Raw genomic sequence first — 3,753 nt, 5'->3', positions numbered from 1 at the left:
GCCGCGACCACCGTCGCGGCACCCCGGCGGCACGTGTACGCGGCACGCGTGCCCGACCCCGGTCGGCGCACGGGCCCTCCGTCAGACCGCCCGCGCCGCCTCCGGGCCCGGGGCCGCAGGGCGCCAGGGGCGGCAGAGCGCCAGGTAGGAGGCGGTGGCGAGGAGGGCGCAGACCAGGACGACGACGGCGAGCAGAACCGCGGAGGGGCTGCCGCCGAGGCTGCTGAGCGGGGCGACAAGGGCGCCGCAGAGGAAGGTACCGGTACCGATCAGCGCGGAGGCGGAGCCGGCGGTCTGCGGGGGGACCAGGCTGAGCGCCTGGGCGGCGGAGTTCGGCAGGACCACGCCGAGACTGCCCATCATGACGAACAGGGACGGGCAGACGCCGAGCAGTCCGGCGTCCCAGACAGCCGTCACCAGGACCAGCGCCACCCCGGCCGCCACGGCCGTGCCGAGGCCGGCCAGCATCAGCGCGCCCGCGGTGAAGCGGCGGGCCAGGACCCGCCCGTTCAGCTGGGTGACGGCCACGATCGCCAGCGAGTTGAGGCCGAAGAGCAGACTGTAGGTCTGCGGCGAGACGTGGTAGACGTGCTGGAGCACCACCGAGGAGCCGCTGATGTAGCCGAACAGCGTGCCGAAGGCGAAGGTACTGGTCAGGACCAGCCCGAGGAACGGCAGGTCGCGCAGGAGCCCGCCCATGGTGCGCAGCGTGGTGGTGAGCCCGCCGCGGTGCCGGTTCCCGGGCGGCAGGGTCTCCCGCAGGGCCGCGAAGGCGACCAGGCTGAGCAGCAGGCCGAGGGCGGTGAGGGCGCCGAAGGTGCCGCGCCAGGAGGTGACGCGGAGCAACTGGGCGCCGACGACCGGGGCGAGGATCGGGGCGAGGCCCGATATCAGGCTGATCGAGGCGAGGAAGCGGAGCATCGCGACGCCCTCGAAGCGGTCGCGGGCGACGGCGCGGCCGATGACCAGGCCTGCGGCGCCGGCGGCGCCCTGGACGAAGCGGGCCGCGATCAGGACGGGCAGGGTGGGGGCGAGGACGCAGACCACGCTGGCGAGGGTGTAGACGACGAGGCCGGCGAGCAGGGGCGGGCGGCGGCCGAGGCGGTCGCTGAGCGGTCCGAAGAGCAGCTGTCCGGCGGCGACGCCGAACATCGAGAAGGTGAGGGTGAGCTGGACGGCGGCCGGTTCGGCGGCGAGGTCGTCGGCGATCGCGGGCAGGCCGGGCAGGTAGAGGTCGGTGGTGAGGGGTCCGAGGGCGACCAGGCCGCCGAGGACGGCGATGGTGGTGCGGCCGGGGGCGGCGGCGGATCCGGTGGTGGTGGTCGTGGGGGCGGTCGACGTGTCGCCGGTGGCGCCGGCGGTCGGACCAGGCATGGGGCTCCTCACAGGACGGGGCAGGGTTGGTACTCGCTCCGTCCTATCGCAGCGGCCCGGGGTCCGGATACCCGGGGTCCGCCGCGTGGATCATCATCCGCCCCGGCGCTCGGCGATCCGCCCGGCGCTCAGCGCGCGCCCGTTCAGTGCTTGGCCGGCCGCTCGGCGCGCAGGGCGGCCTGGACGGCGGCGCCGTCCTGCCAGGCGTAGAGCTGGTCGCCCGTCAGGGTGACGTTGTAGTGGCCGCAGGTACCGCTGACCTTCGAGGTGACGCTCTCGGGGAACCAGCCGGCCCTGAGCGAGACCGGCGCCGGGTGGACGCCCTTGCCCGGCAGCGTCGTGGCGCAGCCGGCGGGCAGCCGTCCGTCGGGGAGGGTGGCGCGCAGCAGCCGGTCGTCGCCGGTGGTGGACATCAGGTAGCGGACGGAGGAGGCGTTGTCGGGCAGCCAGTCCGGCATCGAACGGCGGTCGGCCTTGGCCTCGGAGCCGGTGGAGTACGAGGCCTGCTCCTGGTGGCGGTCGTCGTACCAGTCGGCCACGCGCGGGCCGACCGCGACGACGGCGACGGCGACGGCCATGCCGGTGCCCGCGACTCCGAGTGCGACCTTGCTCACGATGCCGTTCATGCCCGCCCTGCCCTCTTCCTGTGTCGGATCCCGCCGCGCCGGTCCCGTCCGCCCCGGGCTTCCGTGGCCCGGTGTTCCGGTGTACATCCATCGTGACCGGTGTGTGCTGCCGGAACGTCACCACGAGGTCGTGACCATGTCTCCATCCCACGGGGTACGGTCTCCACCTTCAGGGGTATACCCGGCCACCTGATGTCAGGGTCGCGCGCCCTGTAGAGCCTGGCTCAAGTCCGGCCGGGGCGCAGCCCGGCCGGTCCACCCGGGCGTCCCTGCCGGATCGTCAGAAAGCGGCTGGGACGGGCCGGGCGAGCGGGAAGGGGCGGCCGTCCAGGGTCCAGTGCGGGTCGATGGGGCGGCCGAGCGAGGCGTACACCTGGGCGGCGACGTCCGGGTGACGGATCTCCCCGGTGGGCGGCGCGGCGGGGATGCCGGGGCCGGCGCAGGCCACCCAGGCGGTGCGCTCCTCGGTGGTGCGGCCGCCGTGGCCGCCCGCGTCGACGTGGCCGTGGTCGGTGACGACGATGACCGTCCACTCCTCGTCGGGGTAGCCGGCCCGGCCGCGGACGGCGTCCAGGAGCCGGCCGAGGCGCTGGTCGGCGGCGCGCATGGAGGCGCGGTACTCCTCGCCACAGCCGAGGAAGTGGGCGGTCTCGTCGACCGCGCCGAGGTAGACGAAGGACGCCTCCGGGTCGGCGGTGCCGAGGACGTGCACGGCCTCCCGGGTGACCTCCTCGTCGACGGTCTCCCAGGCCTCGGGGGTGTCCTCGGCCGGGGCGACGTAGGAGAGGCGGCCGGGGGCCCGGAACAGCGGGCCGCCGGACTCGCCGATGACCAGCGGGTCCCAGCCGGCCGCGACGAAGGTGCGGCGGCGGTCCTGGCGGGCGAGGCGGGTGGCGAAGTCGGGGAAGACGTCGAGCCGGTGGCCGGCCAGGTGATTGCCCCAGACGCCGTGCTTGGCGGGCTCGACGCCGGTGACGATGGTGGCCCAGCAGGGGCCGGACATGGTGGGGGTGGACTCCGCCACGGTGACCGGCGCCAGGAACCCGGCCTCGGCGACCTCCGTGAGCCTCGGCATCGGGACCTGCTCCAGCAGGTCGTACCGGACACCGTCGATTCCGACGACGAGCACCCTGGGCCGGGACGGCGCGGCTGTGGACATGGTGGGGGGTTCCTTTCGGTGGTGCGCATCCGGCCGCACCCCGCGGGCGCCGCCGACCGCGTCATGGTCCACGGCGTCGCGTACCGGCGGGTGGAGCGGAGGGGAACGAGGGGTGTCCGGGCGGCGTCGGACGTCCCGAGGGGCCGGCACCGGCCGGGGCGGCCCGGCCGGTGCGGCGGGCCGGCGCGGTGGCCGGGCCCGGACGGGCCGTCACGGCTGCGGCCGGAACTCGTGGACGACCTCGATCCGGCCGACGATGTGCCGGTTGAACTCGGCCAGTTCCTCGGCGGGCACCCAGAGCTCGAGGATCGTCCGGCCGCCGGCCTGCTGGACGGGGTAGCGGGCGAGGAAGGCGGTGTCGACCTCGAAGCGGGTGACGTAGCCGACGCCGGAGGCCTTGACGTTCCAGTCGCGGGCGATCCGGATCGCGTAGTCCTCGTTGAGCACCGGGTAGAAGATCGGCTGGTCGGGCAGCCGGGGCGGCCAGGCCCGCCGGTCGACTGGAGAACGACGGGTTCCGTCGCGAACTGCTGTGCGAGACCGCCGAGTTGGCCGGCCGGGCGTTCGCTCCCGCGCCGGACACCTCGTTCGCCG

At 75.0% G+C, this 3,753-nt stretch carries 3 protein-coding genes and 1 pseudogene; all 4 read right to left on the bottom strand.

Annotated elements, in window-relative coordinates; translation table 11 throughout:
• Window positions 1–81: 81 nt before the first annotated feature.
• Window positions 82–1,374 carry a multidrug effflux MFS transporter gene (locus AB0P06_RS36725; RefSeq protein WP_363615330.1) on the bottom strand — a complete coding sequence of 431 codons (1,293 nt, stop codon included), beginning with the start codon at window positions 1,372–1,374 and terminating at the stop codon, window positions 82–84.
• A gap of 143 nt (window positions 1,375–1,517) precedes the next feature.
• Window positions 1,518–2,000, bottom strand: coding sequence for a hypothetical protein (locus tag AB0P06_RS36720; protein ID WP_363615328.1), 483 nt, complete (start codon window positions 1,998–2,000; stop codon window positions 1,518–1,520).
• Window positions 2,001–2,280: 280 nt separating this feature from the next.
• The gene (locus AB0P06_RS36715) at window positions 2,281–3,159 is read right to left on the bottom strand and encodes an alkaline phosphatase family protein (protein ID WP_363615326.1); all 879 of its coding nucleotides are present in this window, start codon (window positions 3,157–3,159) and stop codon (window positions 2,281–2,283) included.
• 210 nt (window positions 3,160–3,369) lie between these two features.
• Window positions 3,370–3,651, bottom strand: a pseudogene (locus AB0P06_RS36710) (ADP-ribosylation/crystallin J1); the annotation flags it as partial.
• Between the last annotated feature and the right edge of the window lie 102 nt (window positions 3,652–3,753).

The sequence above is a fragment of the Kitasatospora sp. NPDC088351 genome, assembly GCF_040685575.1.
Taxonomy (GTDB): domain Bacteria; phylum Actinomycetota; class Actinomycetes; order Streptomycetales; family Streptomycetaceae; genus Kitasatospora.
Note: the sequence above shows the minus strand (reverse complement) of the source record. Positions and strands in the feature narration are given on the sequence as shown.